At 72.0% G+C, this 16,736-nt stretch carries 16 protein-coding genes; 10 read left to right on the top strand and 6 right to left on the bottom strand.

The window, feature by feature from the left end:
* Positions 1–1,590: excinuclease ABC subunit UvrA (gene uvrA, locus CWIS_RS19195; protein WP_048341852.1), on the top strand; the 1,590-nt coding region annotated here is incomplete at its 5' end.
* Positions 1,591–1,609: 19 nt separating this feature from the next.
* Here the strand turns inward: uvrA and CWIS_RS03330 are convergent.
* A complete protein-coding gene (locus CWIS_RS03330; RefSeq protein WP_048341798.1) occupies positions 1,610–2,122 on the bottom strand; it encodes an OsmC family protein in 513 nt (170 codons plus the stop codon).
* Between the two features lie 75 nt (positions 2,123–2,197).
* On the opposite strand from CWIS_RS03330, the gene uvrC reads away from it, so the two are divergent.
* From uvrC to CWIS_RS03285, 9 genes are all read left to right on the top strand, one after another.
* Complete coding sequence (gene uvrC / locus CWIS_RS03325; RefSeq protein WP_048341797.1) at positions 2,198–4,264, top strand: excinuclease ABC subunit UvrC; 2,067 nt, start codon at positions 2,198–2,200, stop codon at positions 4,262–4,264.
* Entirely contained in the window at positions 4,261–5,205 is a 945-nt protein-coding gene (gene rapZ, locus CWIS_RS03320) for an RNase adapter RapZ (protein ID WP_048341796.1), read from the top strand. Before uvrC ends, rapZ begins: the two co-directional genes overlap by 4 nt.
* 26 nt (positions 5,206–5,231) lie before the next feature.
* On the top strand, positions 5,232–6,269 hold the full coding sequence (yvcK, locus tag CWIS_RS03315; protein ID WP_082156182.1) for a uridine diphosphate-N-acetylglucosamine-binding protein YvcK: 1,038 nt from the start codon (positions 5,232–5,234) through the stop codon (positions 6,267–6,269).
* A gap of 46 nt (positions 6,270–6,315) precedes the next feature.
* Positions 6,316–7,296, top strand: coding sequence for a DNA-binding protein WhiA (gene whiA / locus CWIS_RS03310; protein ID WP_048341795.1), 981 nt, complete (start codon positions 6,316–6,318; stop codon positions 7,294–7,296).
* 306 nt (positions 7,297–7,602) lie between these two features.
* Entirely contained in the window at positions 7,603–8,607 is a 1,005-nt protein-coding gene (gene gap / locus CWIS_RS03305) for a type I glyceraldehyde-3-phosphate dehydrogenase (protein WP_048341794.1), read from the top strand.
* Positions 8,608–8,724: 117 nt separating this feature from the next.
* On the top strand, positions 8,725–9,924 hold the full coding sequence (gene pgk, locus CWIS_RS03300) for a phosphoglycerate kinase (RefSeq protein WP_048341793.1): 1,200 nt from the start codon (positions 8,725–8,727) through the stop codon (positions 9,922–9,924).
* 3 nt (positions 9,925–9,927) lie between these two features.
* A complete protein-coding gene (tpiA, locus tag CWIS_RS03295) occupies positions 9,928–10,722 on the top strand; it encodes a triose-phosphate isomerase (protein ID WP_048341792.1) in 795 nt (264 codons plus the stop codon).
* Between the two features lie 155 nt (positions 10,723–10,877).
* A complete protein-coding gene (gene secG, locus CWIS_RS03290) occupies positions 10,878–11,123 on the top strand; it encodes a preprotein translocase subunit SecG (protein WP_048341844.1) in 246 nt (81 codons plus the stop codon).
* A gap of 11 nt (positions 11,124–11,134) precedes the next feature.
* The gene (locus CWIS_RS03285) at positions 11,135–11,482 is read left to right on the top strand and encodes an RNA polymerase-binding protein RbpA (protein WP_048341791.1); all 348 of its coding nucleotides are present in this window, start codon (positions 11,135–11,137) and stop codon (positions 11,480–11,482) included.
* A gap of 96 nt (positions 11,483–11,578) precedes the next feature.
* Here the strand turns inward: CWIS_RS03285 and CWIS_RS03280 are convergent, their stop codons facing one another.
* Genes CWIS_RS03280 through tal form a run of 5 tightly spaced genes read right to left on the bottom strand, consistent with a single transcriptional unit; the run spans position 11,579 to position 16,647 of the window.
* On the bottom strand, positions 11,579–12,259 hold the full coding sequence (locus CWIS_RS03280; RefSeq protein WP_048341790.1) for an O-methyltransferase: 681 nt from the start codon (positions 12,257–12,259) through the stop codon (positions 11,579–11,581).
* Between the two features lie 23 nt (positions 12,260–12,282).
* Positions 12,283–13,062 (bottom strand): 6-phosphogluconolactonase, encoded by a 780-nt coding sequence (gene pgl / locus CWIS_RS03275; RefSeq protein ID WP_048341789.1) that lies wholly within the window; start codon positions 13,060–13,062, stop codon positions 12,283–12,285.
* Positions 13,059–13,982 carry a glucose-6-phosphate dehydrogenase assembly protein OpcA gene (locus CWIS_RS03270; protein ID WP_048341788.1) on the bottom strand — a complete coding sequence of 308 codons (924 nt, stop codon included), beginning with the start codon at positions 13,980–13,982 and terminating at the stop codon, positions 13,059–13,061. The genes pgl and CWIS_RS03270 overlap by 4 nt, the downstream gene beginning before the upstream one ends.
* The gene (gene zwf / locus CWIS_RS03265; protein ID WP_048341787.1) at positions 13,979–15,520 is read right to left on the bottom strand and encodes a glucose-6-phosphate dehydrogenase; all 1,542 of its coding nucleotides are present in this window, start codon (positions 15,518–15,520) and stop codon (positions 13,979–13,981) included. The genes CWIS_RS03270 and zwf overlap by 4 nt, the downstream gene beginning before the upstream one ends.
* Positions 15,517–16,647 (bottom strand): transaldolase, encoded by a 1,131-nt coding sequence (tal, locus tag CWIS_RS03260; RefSeq protein ID WP_048341786.1) that lies wholly within the window; start codon positions 16,645–16,647, stop codon positions 15,517–15,519. Before tal ends, zwf begins: the two co-directional genes overlap by 4 nt.
* Between the last annotated feature and the right edge of the window lie 89 nt (positions 16,648–16,736).

The raw sequence follows: 16,736 nt of genomic DNA, 5'->3' as shown, positions 1-16,736 counted from the left end.
GGCGGGCGCTCGATCGCCGAGGTCTGCGACCTGCCGATCCGCGAGGCGCGCGACTTCCTGGACACGCTCGAGCTCGGCGAGCGCGAGCGCCAGATCGCGGCGCAGGTGCTCAAGGAGATCCAGGCGCGCCTCGGCTTCCTGCTCGACGTGGGGCTCGACTACCTGTCGCTCATGCGTCCGGCGGCCACGCTCTCGGGCGGCGAGGCGCAGCGCATCCGGCTCGCGACCCAGATCGGCTCGGGCCTCGTCGGGGTCCTGTACGTGCTCGACGAGCCCTCGATCGGGCTGCACCAGCGCGACAACCGGCGCCTGATCGACACCCTCACGCGCCTGCGCGACCTCGGCAACACGCTCATCGTCGTCGAGCACGACGAGGACACCATCAGGATGGCCGACTGGATCGTCGACATCGGTCCCGGCGCGGGGGAGCACGGTGGGCACGTCGTGCACTCGGGCGACCTGGCCGGCCTGCTCGCGTCGCGCGAGTCGGTGACCGGTGCCTACCTCTCGGGGCGTCGCCAGATCCCGATGCCGCAGAGCCGCCGGCCCGTCGACAAGGGTCGGGTCGTCACCGTGCACGGCGCGCGCGAGCACAACCTGCGCGGCATCGACGTGTCCTTCCCGCTGGGTGTGCTCACCGCGGTCACGGGCGTGTCCGGCTCGGGCAAGTCGACCCTGGTCAACTCGATCCTCTACACGGTCATGGCCAACGAGCTGAACGGCGCCCGTCAGGTCGCCGGGCGGCACAAGCGCGTGAGCGGCCTGGACCACCTCGACAAGGTCGTCCACGTGGACCAGGGGCCCATCGGGCGCACGCCGCGGTCCAACCCCGCGACGTACACCGGTGTCTGGGACCACGTGCGGCGGCTGTTCGCGGAGACGACCGAGGCGAAGGTCCGGGGCTACACGCCCGGGCGCTTCTCGTTCAACGTCAAGGGCGGCCGCTGCGAGGCGTGCTCGGGCGACGGGACGCTCAAGATCGAGATGAACTTCCTCCCGGACGTCTACGTCCCGTGCGAGGTGTGCCACGGCGCGCGGTACAACCGCGAGACGCTCGAGGTGCACTTCAAGGGCAAGACGGTCGCCGACGTGCTCGACATGCCGATCGAGGAGGCGTCCGAGTTCTTCGCCGCCGTGCCCGCGATCAGCCGCCACCTCAAGACGCTGGTCGACGTGGGCCTGGGCTACGTCCGGCTCGGCCAGCCCGCTCCGACGCTGTCAGGCGGCGAGGCTCAGCGCGTCAAGCTCGCTGCCGAGCTGCAGCGGCGGTCGACCGGACGCACCGCGTACGTCCTGGACGAGCCGACGACGGGCCTGCACTTCGAGGACATCCGCAAGCTGCTCGGCGTGCTGCAGTCGCTCGTCGACAAAGGCAACACCGTGATCGTCATCGAGCACAACCTCGACGTCATCAAGAACGCCGACTGGGTGATCGACATGGGCCCGGAGGGCGGCTCAGGCGGCGGGTCGGTCGTGGCGGAAGGCACGCCCGAGAGCGTCGCGCGGGTGCCCGCGAGCCACACCGGCAGGTTCCTCGCCGAGGTGCTGGACGCCGGTTCGGAGGTCGAGCGCACCGCGGTCTCCGCCTGACGGGGCGGAGCGCGCGACGTCAGGCGTGCGCGAGCGGCTCGAACGTCACCGGCACCGGCTCGTGCCGGACGGTGAAGTTCACCGAACGGGCGATGAAGCAGTGCTCGTGCGCGCGGTGGTGCAGGTCCTCGAGGACGCCGTCGTCGATGGCCCGCCCGTCGGCGAGGACGTGGTTGCGCAGGACGACGCGCGGCCGCAGAACCACCTCGGTGAACTGCCCGTGCCCGGCGGACTCGATCCGCATCGTGCCCTGCGCGGCGTCGCTGTAGCCGACGACCACGACACCGGCCTTCGCGGCGAGGTGCAGGAACCAGAGCATGTGGCACTGCGCGAGCGCGCCGACCATGAGGTCCTCGGGCGACCAGCGGGCCGGGTCGCCGCGGAACGCGGGGTCGGACGTCCCGGGCAGCGGGAGCTTGTCGCCTGACGTGAGCTCGTGGTTGCGGCCGTAGGACGTGTAGGTCGAGGTCCCCTGGTCGCCCGCGCCGGTCCACGCCAGGTCCACCGAGTACGAGTGCAGCAGCTGCGCCATGTACGCACGCTAGTCGGGCAGGGCGCGGCCCGCGGGACGACGGGGTGTGTCGGCAGGGCGAACTAGGCTCGGAGCATGGCCGATCCCGCGACGTACCGACCCGCCCCGGGCGAGATCCCGGACGCGCCGGGCGTGTACCGGTTCCGGGACGCCGACGGCCGCGTGATCTACGTCGGCAAGGCGAAGAGCCTGCGGTCGCGACTGTCGTCGTACTTCCAGGACGTCGCCGGGCTGCACCCGCGCACGCAGACGATGGTCACCACCGCGTCCTCCGTGCAATGGACCGTGGTCGGCACCGAGGTCGAGGCCCTCGCGCTCGAGTACTCGTGGATCAAGGAGTTCGACCCGCGGTTCAACGTCAAGTACCGCGACGACAAGTCGTACCCGTACCTGGCCGTGACACTGGCCGAGCAGTTCCCGCGCGTCCAGGTCATGCGCGGCGCGAAGCGCAAGGGCACCCGGTACTTCGGTCCGTACGCGCACGCCTGGGCCATCCGGGAGACGGTCGACCTGCTGCTGCGGGTGTTCCCCGTGCGCACGTGCTCGGCGGGGGTGTTCAAGCGTGCCGCGCAGCAAGGGCGCCCGTGCCTGCTCGGGTACATCGACAAGTGCTCGGCGCCGTGCGTCGGCCGGATCTCGCCCGAGGACCACCACCGCCTCGCCGAGGAGTTCTGCGACTTCATGGCGGGGGACACGTCACGGTTCGAGCGCCGGCTCACGCGTCGGATGCAGGAGGCTGCGGCCGAGCTCGACTACGAGCAGGCCGCGCGCCTGCGGGACGACATCGCGACGCTGCGACGAGCCACCGAGCGCAACGCCGTCGTGCTCCCCGACGGGACGGACGCGGACGTCTTCGGTCTGGCCGGTGACGAGCTCGAGGCCGCGGTCCAGGTCTTCCACGTCCGCGACGGTCGGATCCGTGGGCAGCGGGGCTGGGTCGTGGAGAAGGTCGAGAACCTCACCGACGCGGAGCTCGTCGAGCACCTGCTGCAGCAGGTCTACGGGACCGAGGAGGACTCCGACGGGAGCGCCGTGCCGCGCGAGGTGCTCGTCCCGGTGCTCCCGACCGACGTCGAGCAGGTGGAGTCCTGGCTGTCCGGGATCCGCGGTTCGCGCGTCCGGGTCCGGGTGCCGCAGCGCGGGGACAAGCGCGAGCTGGCGCAGACGGTCCTCAAGAACGCTGAGCACGCGCTCGTGCTGCACCGCACGCGTCGCGCCGGTGACCTGACGTCGCGCAGCCAGGCGCTGCGCGAGATCCAGGAGGCCCTCGGCCTGCCCAGCGCCCCGCTGCGGATCGAGTGCTACGACGTGTCGCACAACCAGGGCACGTTCCAGTCCGCGTCGATGGTCGTGTTCGAGGACGGGCTGGCGCGCAAGAGCGAGTACCGCCTGTTCAGCGTCCGGGGTCCGCGCGGCGAGGGCGCCGCCGACGACACGGCTGCGATGCACGAGGTGATCACCCGCAGGTTCCGGCGCTACCTCGCCGAGCGCTCCGAGGCGAGCGACGTCGAGCTCGGCGACGGAGCCGACGACGACGAGCCACTGGTGTCCGGCCCGATCGACGAGAGCACGGGCAAGCCACGCCGGTTCGCCTACCCGCCCAACCTCGTCGTCGTGGACGGCGGGCCGCCGCAGGTCGCCGCCGCGGCCGCGGCGCTGGCCGAGCTCGGGATCGACGACGTCGCGCTGTGCGGGCTCGCGAAGCGGCTCGAGGAGGTCTGGCTGCCGGGAGACGACTACCCGGTCATCCTGCAGCGGAGCTCGGAGGGTCTGTACCTGCTGCAGCGCGTCCGCGACGAGGCGCACCGTTTCGCGATCAACGCGCACCGCAAGCGCCGCAGCAAGGGGATGACGGCCTCGGTGCTCGACGACGTCCCCGGGCTGGGCCCGGCGCGGCAGAAGGCGCTGCTGCGGCACTTCGGCTCGGTCAAGCGGCTGCGAGCGGCGAGCGTCGAGGAGATCGCGACGGTGCCGGGGATGGGGGAGCGCACCGCGGCAGCGGTCGTGGCCGCCCTGCTCCCCGCTGACGCGGCGTCCGTTGAGCCGAGCGAGGTCGCCGAGCCCGCACCGGCCCACGACGACCCGCCGGTCGACCCCGCACCCGACGCCGTCGCGCAGTCCGCTGGCATGCTGGGGACATGACCGACGAGCCCTCTCCCACCACGGTTCCCGCCGGCATCCCAGCGATCGACGCGGCGACGGAGCACCCCCGCCTGCACCAGCCGCAGGTTCTGATCATCACGGGCATGTCCGGGGCGGGTCGCACGCGCGCCGCGGCCGTCCTGGAGGACCTCGACTGGTACGTCGTCGACAACCTGCCCGCGCAGATGCTCACCCACCTGGTCGGCATGCTGACCAGCGGCCCGCCCGACGCGCGTGCCACCCGTGTCGCTGCGGTGATCGACGTGCGGGGCCACGGCTTCTTCGCGGACCTCGCGCGGGTGCTCGGCGGGCTGCGGGCCGCCGGCGTGGAGTACCGGATCCTGTTCCTGGACGCGTCCGACGAGGTGCTCGTGCGGCGTTACGAGCAGGTGCGTCGGCCTCACCCGCTGCAGGGTGACGGCACGCTGCTGGACGGCATCGTCGAGGAGCGCCAGGTGCTCTCGGACATCCGTGAGCGTGCCGACAACGTCATCGACACCTCCGACCTCAACGTCCACGACCTCGCCCGCCAGGTGCGCTCGCTCGTCGCGGGCGACGCCGACGAGCACCTGCGCGTCAACGTGACGTCGTTCGGCTTCAAGTACGGCATCCCGCTCGACGCCGACCACGTGGTCGACGTGCGCTTCCTGGCGAACCCGTACTGGGTGACGGAGCTGCGTCACCTCACCGGCCGCGACGCACCGGTGCGGGACTACGTGCTCGGCCTGCCGGGCGCCGCGACGTTCGTCGAGCGGTACGTCGACGCGCTCGAGCCCGTGCTGGCCGGGTACCTGAGCGAGGAGAAGCGGTACGTGACGATCGCGGTCGGCTGCACGGGCGGCAAGCACCGCTCGGTGGCCATCAGCGAGGCCATCGCCGCGCGGCTGCGCGACGCGGGTCACCGTGTCACCGTCGCGGCCCGCGACCTCGGCAAGGAGTGATCCCCGCGAGCACGGAGCCGCCGTCGATGTGGGCGCCGACGCCCGCAGGGGGTGTCGGGCCGGTCCCGGACGCCTTGCCGCGCGGCGTGCGACGGGGTCCGTCGGTCGTCGCGATCGGTGGCGGGCACGGGCTGTCAGCCACCCTGTCGGCGCTGCGGCTCATGACGGACCAGATCACGGCCGTGGTCACGGTCGCGGACGACGGCGGCTCGTCGGGCCGGCTGCGCGACGAGCTGTCCGTGCTGCCGCCGGGTGACCTGCGCATGGCACTGGCCGCGCTGTGCGACGACTCGGACTGGGGCCGCACCTGGCGTGACGTGCTGCAGCACCGGTTCCACACGTCGGGACCGCTCGACCAGCACGCGCTCGGCAACCTCCTGATCGTCACGTTGTGGGAGCTGCTCGGCGACCCTGTCGCGGGGCTCGACTGGGTCGGGCGCCTGCTCGGTGCGCGCGGGCGCGTGCTGCCCATGACCGAGGTGCCGCTGCTGATCGAGGCCGACGTCCGCCGCGGGGACGGCCGGCGCGTGACCGTGCGGGGGCAGAGCGCGGTCGCGCGCACGACCGACCCGATCTCGCACGTGCGGCTCGTGCCGTCCGACCCGCCCGCCTGCCCGCACGCGGTGGCGGCGATCGAGCAGGCCGACTGGGTCGTGCTCGGGCCCGGCTCCTGGTACACGTCCGTGCTCCCGCACCTGCTGATCCCCGAGCTGCGGGCCGCGCTCGCACGTGGGTCCGCGCGCGTCGTCGTCGTGCTGAACCTGTCGCCCGAGGAGCAGGGCGAGACCGCGGGCATGCACGCCGAGGACTACCTCGCCGTGCTGCACGACCACGCGCCCGAGCTGGAGGTGTACGCCGTGGTCGCCGACCCGATCGCCGTCGAGGACACGGAGCGGCTCGCGACGCACTGCGCTGCACGTGATGCCCGTCTCCTCCTGCGTCAGGTCGGCCGCTCCGACGGGACGGCGCGCCACGACCCGCTGCGGCTGGCAGCGGCGCTGCGCGACGTCGTCGAGGGTGTCCTGGGCGACGTCGGACCGCGTGCGGGCCGCGGCGGTCGCTGAGCCCAACCGGCCACCGGGGCCCGCCGCGAATGGCAGGATGACGCCCATGGCGTTGACGGCACAGGTGAAGGACGAGCTCGCCCGACTCCAGATCGACAAGACCTCCTGCCGCAAGGCAGAGGTGGCTGCGACCTTGAGGTTCGCCGGTGGGCTGCACATCATCTCCGGCAGGATCGTCATCGAGGCCGAGCTCGACACGGCGATCGCCGCGCGGCGGCTGCGCCAGGCGGTCGCCGAGGTCTACGGGCACGAGAGCGAGATCATCGTGGTCTCCGGCGGCGGGCTGCGCCGGGGGAGCCACTACGTGGTGCGCGTGGTCAAGGACGGCGAGTCGCTCGCGCGTCAGACGGGGCTGCTCGACAACCGCGGTCGCCCGGTGCGGGGTTTGCCGCCGCAGGTGGTGGCCGGCGGGATCGCCGAGGCGGAGGCCGCGTGGCGCGGTGCGTTCCTCGCGCACGGCTCGCTGACCGAGCCGGGGCGCTCGTCGTCGCTCGAGATCACGTGCCCGGGACCGGAGGCGGCGCTCGCGCTCGTCGGCGCGGCACGCCGGATGGGGATCCCTGCCAAGGCGCGTGAGGTGCGCGGCGTCGACCGCGTCGTGATCCGGGACGGCGACGCGATCGGCGCGATGCTCACGCGGCTCGGCGCGCACGAGGCCATGCTCGTCTGGGAGGAGCGGCGTGTGCGGCGCGAGGTCCGGGGGACCGCGAACCGCCTCGCGAACTTCGACGACGCGAACCTGCGCCGGTCCGCGCGTGCGGCGGTGGCCGCGGGCGCACGTGTCGACCGTGCGTTCGAGATCCTCGGCGACGACCTGCCGGACCACCTGCGCGAGGCCGGCCAGCTCCGGCTCGCGCACAAGGACGCCTCGCTCGAGGAGCTCGGCAAGCTGGCCGACCCGCCGCTGACGAAGGACGCCGTGGCGGGCCGGATCCGCCGCCTGCTGGCGACTGCCGACAAGCGCGCGAGCGAGCTCGGGATCCCGGACACCGAGGCGGGCCTCTCGCCCGACCTGCTCGATCTGTAGCGCGGTCCGGGCTCGTCCGGATCCGCGTGTTCGTGCGGAGAACCCGCACGTCGGCGCGGCATCCCACCACGTGGACGCATGTCCGGCCTGGGACCTTCGAAGCGGGTCGCAGAGGCAAAGGGGTATAGGCTCGGGACATCCGATCGTCACACGGGTGTCACGCGCTGGGCATGTGCGGGTCTGGTCTGAACCGGGCCGGCATGACGAGGTCAGCGAGGCACCCGCTGGCGTGAGGGACGCACATCGGCGTGCGGGAACCCACCACCAATTGTGCGCCGACCCCGTCGGCGCTGCCGAGGAGGGCACGTGACCATCAAGGTCGGCATCAACGGCTTCGGTCGTATCGGTCGGAACTTCTACCGGGCCATCGTGGCGTCGGGCGCGGACATCGAGATCGTCGGGGTCAACGACCTCACGGACAACAAGACGCTCGCGCACCTGCTCAAGTACGACACGGTCCTGGGCCGTTTCCCGCTGAGCGTGGACTTCGACGACGACAACATCATCGTCGACGGCAAGAAGATCCGTGCCCTCGAGGAGCGCGACCCGGCGAACCTGCCGTGGGCCGAGCTCGGCGCGGACATCGTCATCGAGTCGACGGGCTTCTTCACCGACGCGACCAAGGCGAAGGCGCACATCGACGCCGGCGCCAAGAAGGTCATCATCTCGGCGCCCGCCAAGAACGAGGACGGCACGTTCGTCGTCGGCGTCAACCACGAGCAGTACGACGCGGCGACGCAGCACATCATCTCGAACGCGTCCTGCACGACGAACTGCCTGGCCCCGCTGGCCAAGGCGCTCAACGACGCGATCGGCATCGAGCGTGGTCTCATGACCACGATCCACGCCTACACGGGTGACCAGAACCTGCAGGACGGCCCGCACCGCGACCTGCGTCGCGCCCGCGCCGCCGCGCAGAACATCGTCCCGACGTCGACCGGTGCGGCCAAGGCCGTGGCGCTCGTGCTCCCGGAGCTCAAGGGCAAGCTCGACGGCTTCGCGCTCCGCGTGCCGACGATCACCGGCTCGGCGACGGACCTGACCTTCACGGCTTCGCGTGAGGTCACGGTCGACGAGGTCAACGCCGCGGTCAAGGCCGCTGCCGAGGGCCCCCTCAAGGGCGTCCTGTCCTACGTCGAGGACGAGATCGTCTCGAGCGACATCGTCACCGACCCGCACCAGAGCATCTTCGACTCGAAGCTGACGAAGGTCATCGGCGACCAGGTCAAGGTCGTCTCCTGGTACGACAACGAGTGGGGCTACTCGAACAGCCTCGTCGCGCTCACCACGTACGTGGGCGAGCGTCTCTGACGATCGCACCGATCACTCGGTAAAGCACGTCATGCGTCCGCGTGCGCCCTGGCCACCGGCCCCGGCGCACGCGGACGCTGTCGTTCCGGCCACCTGTCCGCCCCCGGAGAAGGATTCATGAAGACCATCGAGGACCTCGGCGACCTGCGCGGCAAGCGCGTGCTCGTCCGCTCCGACTTCAACGTGCCGCTCGACGGCACGACGATCACCGACGACGGCCGCGTGCGCGCGGCTCTCCCGACGCTCACCGCGCTGCTCGACGCCGGTGCCCGCGTCGTCGTCACCGCCCACCTCGGCCGCCCGAAGGGCGCCCCCGAGGACAAGTACTCGCTCGCGCCCGTCGCGACGCGGCTGTCCGAGCTGCTCGGCAAGCCCGTGACGCTCGCGAAGGACACCGTCGGCGAGTCCGCGCAGGCGACCGTCGCTGCCCTCCAGGACGGCGAGATCGCCCTGCTGGAGAACATCCGCTTCGACCCGCGCGAGACGAGCAAGGACGACGCCGAGCGCGGCGCCCTCGCCGACGACCTCGCCGCCCTCGCCGACGCGTTCGTGTCGGACGGCTTCGGCGTCGTGCACCGCAAGCAGGCGTCGGTCTACGACGTCGCGCTCAAGCTGCCCCACGCGGTCGGCAAGCTCGTGCTGAACGAGGTCGAGTCGCTGAAGAAGGCGACCGAGGACCCGCAGCGCCCGTACGTCGTGGTTCTCGGCGGCTCGAAGGTCTCCGACAAGCTCGGCGTCATCTCGAACCTGCTGACCAAGGCGGACCGCCTGATCATCGGTGGCGGGATGCTCTTCACCTTCCTCGCGGCCAAGGGCTACTCGGTCGGCAACTCGCTGCTCGAGCAGGACCAGGTCGAGACGGTCAAGGGCTACCTGACGCAGGCCGAGGAGGCCGGCGTCGAGATCGTCCTGCCGGTCGACATCCGCGTCGCCGCCGAGTTCAAGGCGGACTCGCCCGCCTCGGTCGTGCCTGCGGACGCGATCCCGGACGGTCAGATCGGCCTCGACATCGGTCCCGAGTCGGAGAAGCTCTTCGCCTCGAAGATCGTCGACGCGAAGACGGTCGTCTGGAACGGTCCCGCGGGCGTGTTCGAGTTCGAGGCGTTCGCGGGCGGCACCAAGGCCGTCGCGCAGGCGCTGATCGACGCCGGAGCCCACGGTGGCTTCACGATCGTCGGCGGCGGCGACTCGGCCGCGGCCGTGCGCACGCTCGGTTTCGACGAGGCGAAGTTCGGCCACATCTCGACCGGTGGCGGCGCGAGCCTCGAGTTCCTGGAGGGCAAGACCCTCCCCGGCATCGCTGTCCTGGAGGACTGACACATGGCCCAGCGCACCCCGCTGATGGCGGGCAACTGGAAGATGAACCTGGACCACCAGCAGGCGATCCAGACGCTCCAGAAGCTCGCGTGGACGCTCAAGGACGGCAAGCACGACTACGCCACGGTCGAGGTCGCGGTCATCCCGCCGTTCACCGACCTGCGCAGCGTGCAGACGCTGGTCGACGCGGACAAGCTCGAGATCGTGTACGGCGCGCAGGACGTCTCGGCGCACGAGTCCGGCGCGTACACGGGCGAGATCGCTCCGGCGTTCCTGACCAAGCTCGGTGTCACGTACGCGGTCATCGGCCACTCGGAGCGCCGCGAGTACCACGCGGAGTCCGACGAGCTCGTGAACGCCAAGGTGAAGAGCGCGCTCGGGGCGGGCCTGAAGCCCATCCTGTGCGTCGGTGAGAAGCTCGAGGTCCGCAAGGCCGGTGAGCAGGTCCCGGTCACGCTGGCGCAGCTCGACGGCGGGCTCGCCGGCCTCACGGCCGAGCAGGTCCGCGACGTCGTCGTGGCGTACGAGCCGGTCTGGGCGATCGGCACGGGCGAGACCGCCACGCCGGAGGACGCCCAGGAGCTGTGCGAGGCGATCCGCGTGCGCATCGCCGAGCTGTACGACCAGCCGACCGCCGACGCGGTCCGCGTGCTGTACGGCGGGTCCGTGAAGTCGTCCAACGTCGCCTCGATCATGGCGAAGCCGGACGTGGACGGCGCCCTGGTCGGTGGCGCGAGCCTCGACCCCGAGGAGTTCGCCAAGATCGTGCGCTATCAGGCGCACGCAGTCGGGCTCTGACCTCCGCCACCGACGCCCCGGTGCGGGCCCTGTCTCACGCAGGGCTCTCACCGGGGCGTCGATGTGGCTTCCGGTGCGATTCGTCGCCTACCCTGTACCCGGCCCGCGCGTCGTTGCGCGGGCGGCCCCGCTCGCTAGTGAGGAACGACACCGACGTGACCGCCCTGAAGATCTCGATGCAGGTGCTCCTGGTGCTGACCAGTGCGCTCCTGGTGCCGCTGGTGCTCCTCCACAAGGGCAAGGGCGGCGGCCTGTCCGACATGTTCGGCGGTGGCATCACGTCGAGTGCCGGCAGCTCCGGCGTCGCCGAGCGGAACCTCAACCGGATCACCGTCGGTGTCGCGCTCGCGTGGGCCGGCGTGATCGTGGTGCTCGGTCTGATCGAGCGCTACGACGGCTGAGGCAGGCGACCATGGCGAGCGGTAACGCGATCCGGGGCTCCCGAGTCGGCGCAGGCCCGATGGGCGAGGCGGAGCGCGGCGACGCCGCTCCGCGGATCTGGATCTCCTACTGGTGCGCGAACGGCCACGAGACGCGCCCGAGCTTCGCCGAGGAGGCGGCCGAGGAGGCACCCACGACGTGGGACTGCCCCCGGTGCGGGTTCCCCGCGGGTCAGGACCAGGAGAACCCTCCTGCTCCCGTGCGCAACGAGCCGTACAAGACGCACCTCGCGTACGTGAAGGAGCGCCGGTCCGACGAGGACGGCGCGGCGATCCTGGACGAGGCACTGGCGGCGCTGCGCGCGCGTCGCGGCCGCTGATCTCAGCTCAAGCTCGACCGAAGGGTCCCTGCGTCACCGCGGGGGCCCTTCGTCGTGTCCGGGCCGAGGTCACGGGGGAGAGGCGTGCACACGGGGTCAGGAGGTGACGCGCAGCAGCGCGAACCCGTCGTACCCCTTGACCCCGACCGTCTGGATCACGGTCCCGTCGAGCCGCGGGTGGTCCGTCAGCAGGTCGACCATGTGCCGCACGCCCTGGACGCGGTCGTCGGGGTGCGCAGCATCGACGACCGCGCCCGCACGCACCACGTTGTCGACGACGACGAGCGTGCCCGGGCGTGCCAGCGCGAGCGACAGGTCGACGTACAGCGCGAGCTGCTGCTTGTCCGCGTCGATGAACACCAGGTCGAAAGCGTCGACTCCCGCGCGGGCCAGGGTCGCGAGCGACTCGGCGGCCGGACCCACGACGACGTCCACGCGGTCGCTGACACCCGCCTCCGCGAGCGACTCTCGCGCGACCGCGGCGTGGGCCGGATCGAGCTCGAGCGTGACCAGGCGCCCACCGGACGGCAGGGCCCGTGCGAGCCACAGCGTGCTGTATCCGCCGAGGGTGCCGATCTCGAGGATCCGCCGCGCACCGACGACGCTCGCGAGCAGCTGCAGGAACTTGCCCTGGTTGGGCGCGACCGCGATGTCCGGCAGGCCGGCGGCGTGCGCACGGGCGCGGGTCGCGACGAGGTGAACGTCCTCGGGCGCGAGGACGCCGAAGTAGGCGTCCACCTGCGACCAGAGTGCCTCCGGGTCGGTCGGGTCCGTCACGGCTGCATCCTCTCGGAGGTCGGTCAGGCGGTGGCACCGCCTGCGGGCAGGTCGCCGGAGGCCGCGGCGTCGAGGAGCCACAGCGTGCGCTCGGTCCCGATCGCCCCGGCGGCGGGTGTCGTCGCGACGGGAGCCGCCGCCAGCGCGGACGCGACGGCGGCGGCCTTCTCGGCCCCGGCTGCGACCACCCACACCTCGCGCGCCGCGTGGATCGCGTCGAACGTGAGGGAGACACGCAGCGGCGGCGGCTTGGGGGAGCCGTGCACCGCGACCGTGGCGACTCCCGCGGCCTGCAGCGCCTCGTGCTCCGGGAACAGCGACGCGACGTGGCCGTCCGGGCCCATCCCCAGCAGCAGCACGTCGAAGCGCGGCACCTGGTCGACGTCGTCGGCGTGGCGGGCCAGGACGTCGGCGTACGCGGCCGCCGCGTCCTCGGGCGTCGGGACGTCGGCGTCGAGCGCGGGCACCGGGTGCACGTTGTCCGCCGGGAGCGCGTCGCCGAGCGCCGTCAGCAGCGCGTCGCGCGCCTGGGTCTCGTTGCGGTCGGGATCGCCGTCGGGCAGGAACCGCTCGTCGCCCCACCACAGGTGGACCTGCGACCAGTCCACGGCGTCCCGTACCGGCGAGGCCGCCACCGCGGCAAGCGTCGTGATCCCCACGGTCCCGCCGGTGAGCACGACGTGCAGGGGAGCGCGGTGCGACTGCAGGTCGACCAGCGTGACGAGCAGCCGTGCGGCGGTGGCCTCGGCGAGCAGCGTCGCGTCCGGGTGGACGACGACGTCGCGCACGACGCGCCCGGTCATGCCGGGATCCTGGCAAGGCCCTTGGTGAGCACCTCGCCGTAGACCTCGTCGGGGTCGAGGCGTCGCAGCTCCTCGGCGAGGCACTCGCGCAGGTGCCGGATCGGCAGAGCGATGCGGTGCTCCGGCTGCCCAGGCTGGTGCAGCGCGGCGGTCTTGCCGTCGGGACGTCCCAGCACGATGTCGCCCGACGACCGCTCGAGCTTGACCTGGACGATGGCGGGCGCGTCCGGGATGCGCTCCACCTCGACGGGGCAGCGCAGGGCCTGCGCGAGCCACGCCGCGACCATGTCGACGGACGTGTGCGTGGCCTGCCCGGAGACCACCGCTCGACGCACCGGCTCGTACGGGGGCTGCTCGAGGGTCGCCGCGATCAGGCCGCGCCACAGCGTGGCCCGGGTCCACGCGAGGTCGGTGTCGCCCTCCTGGTACGACTCCGCGAGCCGTCGCAGCCACGCGCCCGGGTCCGACGAGCGGACGGAGTCGGTGATGCGGCGCTGCGCCATCCGGCCGAGCGGGTGCTCGGACGGCACGGCGGGCGGCTCGTACGGCCACCAGGCGACGATCGGGGCGTCGGGCAGCAGGAGCGGCATGACGAGCGTGTCGAGGTGCTCCGTGAGCTCCCCGAGCGGGCGCAGGATGATGACCTCGCTCGCACCCGCGTCACCGCCGAGCCGGATCTGGGCGTCGAGGCCCTCACCGCTGGGCTTGGCACTCGGCTGCGACGTGATGAGGATCACCCGGCACGGGTGCTCGCGGCTCGCGTCGTTGGCGGCCGCGATCGCGTGCTCGGGGTCGTGGTCCCCGGTGTCGACGATGAGCGTCAGCACGCGCCCGAGGGCGACGGCACCGCCCTCGTCGCGTTCGGTGAGCAGCCGCTTGGCGACCGCCCGCGTCGTCGTCCCCGGCATCTCGATGATCACGGCAGCCTCCAGGCGCGCCCGTCGCGGGCCATCATGTCGTCGGCCGAGCGCGGGCCCCACGTGCCCGCGCGGTACTCGTCGGGCTTTCCCCGCTTGGCCCAGTACTCGATGATCGGGTCGAGGATCTCCCAGGAGAGCTCGACCTCGGTGTTCTGCGGGAAGAGCGGCGGGTCGCCGAGCAGCACGTCGAGGATCAGCCGTTCGTACGCCTCGGGCGACGCCTCGGTGAACGCGTGGCCGTAGCCGAAGTCCATCGTGACGTCACGGACCTCCATCTGCGTGCCCGGCACCTTGGCGCCGAACCGCAGCGTCACGCCCTCGTCGGGCTGCACGCGGATGACCAGGGCGTTCTTGCCCAGCTCTTCGGTGGCCGTCGACTCGAACGGCAGGTGGGGCGCCTTCTTGAACACCACCGCGATCTCGGTGACCCGCTTGCCGAGACGCTTGCCGGTGCGCAGGTAGAACGGCACGCCGGCCCAGCGACGCGTGTCGATGTCGACGCGGATCGCGGCGTACGTCTCGGTGGTCGAGTGGGGGTTGAAGCCCTCCTCCTCGAGGAAGCCGACGACCTGCTCACCGCCCTGCCAGCCCGCCGTGTACTGGCCGCGAGCGGTGTGCCGGCCGATGTCGCGCGGCACGCGCACGGCCGACAGGACCTTCTCCTTCTCGGCGCGCAGCGCCGTGGCGTCGAACGACACCGGCTCCTCCATCGCGGTGAGCGCGAGGAGCTGCAGCAGGTGGTTCTGGATGACGTCGCGCGCCGCGCCGATGCCGTCGTAGTACCCGGCACGTCCGCCGATGCCGATGTCCTCGGCCATGGTGATCTGGACGTGGTCGACGTAGTTCGCGTTCCAGATCGGCTCGAACAGCTGGTTGGCGAAGCGCAGCGCCAGCAGGTTCTGCACCGTCTCCTTGCCCAGGTAGTGGTCGATCCGGAAGATGTCGTCGGGCCGGAACACGCTCGAGACGATGCTCTGGAGCTCACGCGCGCTGGCCAGGTCGTGTCCGAACGGCTTCTCGATGACGACGCGGCGCCAGCGGCCCTCCTGCGGCTGGGAGAGCCCGGAGCGCGAGAGCTGCTCGCACACGACGGGGAACGACGAGGGGGGCACGGACAGGTAGAACGCGTGGTTGCCGCCCGTGCCGCGTGAGACGTCGAGCTCCTCGACCGTGTCCCGCAGGCGGTCGAAGGCGTCGTCGTCGTCGAACGTGCCCTGGACGAACCGGATGCCCTCGGAGAGCTGACGCCAGGTGGCCTCCCGGAACGGGGTCCGGGCGTTCTCCTTGACGGAGTCGTGCACGATCTGGGCGAAGTCCTGCGTCTCCCAGTCGCGGCGCGCGAACCCCGTGAGCGCGAAGCCGGGCGGCAGCAGGCCGCGGTTGGTGAGGTCGTACACGGCGGGCATGAGCTTCTTGCGTGCGAGGTCGCCGGTCACGCCGAAGATCACGAGCCCGCACGGCCCCGCGATGCGGGGGAGTCGACGGTCCCGGGGGTCGCGCAGCGGGTTGACCCCGCTCGCGACCTTGGCGAGGCTCACTGGGCCTCCGCCGAACGCTCGGCCGCCACGCCCAGGCCCTCGGCGACCTTGGCGAGCAGCTGGTCCCAGCTCGCCGCGAACTTCTCGACGCCCTCGACCTCGAGCTCCTGCGCGACGTCTTCCGCGTCGATCCCGAGCGCGACGAGCCGGTCCAGCAGCGTGGCGGACGCGACCTGGGTCCCAGTGACGGTGTCGTGCCCGTCGCCGCCGTGGTCGGCCACTGCGTCGAGGGTCTTCTCCGGCATCGTGTTCACCACGCCCGCGACGACGAGCTCGTCGACGTACAGCGTGTCCGGGTAGGTCGGGTCCTTGACGCCGGTCGACGCCCACAGCGGGCGCTGCGGGTGCGCACCGGCGGCGGCCAGCGCCTGCCAGCGCTCGCCGGCGACGACCTCCTCGTACACGCCGTAGGCGAGACGCGCGTTGGCGATCGCGGCCTTGCCGCGCAGCTCGGCGGCCTCGGGCGTCCCGAGCGCGTCGAGCCGCGGGTCGATCGCGGTGTCGACGCGCGAGACGAAGAACGACGCGACCGACGCGACGGGGGCGAGGTCGTGACCGTTGGCGCGCGCCTGCTCGAGGCCCGCCAGGAACGCGTCGAGCACGGCCGCGTAGCGCTCGAGCGAGAAGATCAGCGTGACGTTGACGCTGATGCCCTCGGCGAGCACCGCGGTGATCGCGGGAAGCCCCTCGAGCGTCGCCGGGATCTTGATGAAGACGTTGGGCCGGTCCACGGTCGCCCACAGCGCCTTGGCGGACGAGATCGTCGCCTCGGTCTCGTGGGCGAGGCGCGGGTCGACCTCGATCGAGACCCGGCCGTCCTGCCCGTCGGTGCGGTCGTAGACCGGGCGCAGGACGTCGGCGGCCGCCCGCACGTCGTCGGTCGTGATCGTGAAGACCGCCTGGTCGACGTCCGCGCCGCGCGCGGCCAGGTCGCGCAGCTGCTCGTCGTAGGCGTCGCCCTGGCTGATCGCCGCGGCGAAGATCGTCGGGTTGGTGGTCACTCCCACCACGCCGCGCTCCACGAGCGCGGCGAGGCTCCCGGAACGCAGCCGCTCACGTGACAGGTCGTCGAGCCAGACGGCCACTCCCGCCTCCGTGAGCCGTGCGAGGGGTCCGCTCGGTGCCATGGTGGTTCCTTCCCTCATGAACGTGCTGCGCGCAGGCACGACCGTGCCGCGCGACCTCATCGTCATCCTGACCCGCGAGGACGCGGGAC

Source organism: Cellulomonas sp. A375-1 (assembly GCF_001040865.1).
GTDB classification, from domain to species: domain Bacteria; phylum Actinomycetota; class Actinomycetes; order Actinomycetales; family Cellulomonadaceae; genus Cellulomonas; species Cellulomonas gelida.
The sequence above is the reverse complement of the archived record's forward strand: the minus strand, read 5'-3'. Positions and strand labels throughout refer to the sequence as shown.

Coding starts and splice junctions, on each gene's coding strand:
- pgk (WP_048341793.1), top strand. CDS start 8,725: ATGAAGACCATCGAGGACCTCGGCGACCTGCGCGGCAAGCGCGTGCTC.
- yvcK (WP_082156182.1), top strand. CDS start 5,232: ATGTGGGCGCCGACGCCCGCAGGGGGTGTCGGGCCGGTCCCGGACGCC.
- CWIS_RS03285 (WP_048341791.1), top strand. CDS start 11,135: ATGGCGAGCGGTAACGCGATCCGGGGCTCCCGAGTCGGCGCAGGCCCG.
- tal (WP_048341786.1), bottom strand. CDS start 16,647: ATGGCACCGAGCGGACCCCTCGCACGGCTCACGGAGGCGGGAGTGGCC.
- CWIS_RS03330 (WP_048341798.1), bottom strand. CDS start 2,122: ATGGCGCAGCTGCTGCACTCGTACTCGGTGGACCTGGCGTGGACCGGC.
- uvrC (WP_048341797.1), top strand. CDS start 2,198: ATGGCCGATCCCGCGACGTACCGACCCGCCCCGGGCGAGATCCCGGAC.
- rapZ (WP_048341796.1), top strand. CDS start 4,261: ATGACCGACGAGCCCTCTCCCACCACGGTTCCCGCCGGCATCCCAGCG.
- pgl (WP_048341789.1), bottom strand. CDS start 13,062: ATGACCGGGCGCGTCGTGCGCGACGTCGTCGTCCACCCGGACGCGACG.
- whiA (WP_048341795.1), top strand. CDS start 6,316: ATGGCGTTGACGGCACAGGTGAAGGACGAGCTCGCCCGACTCCAGATC.
- tpiA (WP_048341792.1), top strand. CDS start 9,928: ATGGCCCAGCGCACCCCGCTGATGGCGGGCAACTGGAAGATGAACCTG.